The 989-nt window shown below is 72.6% G+C and carries 1 protein-coding gene; it reads right to left on the reverse strand.

What is annotated here, in order from left to right; all coding sequences use genetic code 11:
• Positions 1-136: 136 nt before the first annotated feature.
• On the reverse strand, positions 137-989 hold an 853-nt coding region (locus LE181_RS31890), incomplete at its 5' end, for a GMC oxidoreductase (protein ID WP_263869640.1).

A 989-nucleotide genomic window follows, 5' to 3' on the forward strand; every position in this document is an offset into this window, starting at 1 on the left:
CCCCTCTCCCCGGCGGCACGGGCCTCCACCAGGACGACGGTGGTCGAGTCCCAGGAGAGCGTCCCGTCGGCCTCCGGGGCGTCGGTGGGAATCGTGTAGGCCGAGACCTCCAGCGCCTCGACCGGCCGGTCGCAGGTCATGACGTCCTCCCGGAGCGCTGCGCGATCAGTCGGGTGGCGGCCCTGTCCGCGAGGGCCATGATGGTCAGCGCCGGATTGGCGCTGCCCTGGGTCGGCAGCACACTGCCGTCGGTCACGAAGAGGTTGGGCAGCGCGAACGTCCGCAGGTCGCCGTCCACCACGCCCTCCCGGGGCGTGCGGCCCATCCGGCAGCCGCCCACCAGGTGCGCGTACCGCTCCACCGTCATCAGCTCGGTGGCCCCCGCGGCCTTGAGGATCTCCTCCATCACCTTGCGCGCCGCGTCCATCAGCAGGTCGTCGTTGGCGCAGTGGCCGTGGTCGAAACGGGCGACGGGCAGCCCGTGCCGGTCCTTCTCCTCCGCCAGCGTCACACGGTTGCCCGCCTGCGGCAGGAACTCGCACAGCGCACCCAGCGTCGCCCAGTGCACGTAATCGGCCATCCGCTGCCGCAGGTCCCTGCCCCAGTGGCCCTGCGCGGCCACGTGCTCGGCCCACATGATGGGCAGCGGCGAGACCGTCTGGACGGAGAAGCCCCGCCGGTACGGCTTCGACGGATCCGTCTCGTAGAACGCCTCGCTGCTCACCTCGGGCGGCGGGCCCTTGTACATGCGGATCTCGTCGGGGAAACGGCCGGCGGTCTGCGGCGCGCCCTGCACCATGACGTACCGGCCCACGAGGTCGTGGTCGTTGCACAAACCCTGCGGGAAGCGGGAGGTGGCGGAGTTCAGCAGCAGCCGCGGCGTCTCGATGGAGTAGCCCGCGACGGCGACCGCCGCCGCCCGCTGGAAGCGCTCGCGCCCGCCGCGCACGTACCGCACGCCCGTCACCCGGCGGCCCGCACGATCGGTC

Origin of the sequence: Streptomyces sichuanensis, assembly GCF_020328095.1 — a bacterium.
GTDB lineage: Bacteria > Actinomycetota > Actinomycetes > Streptomycetales > Streptomycetaceae > Streptomyces > Streptomyces cinnamoneus.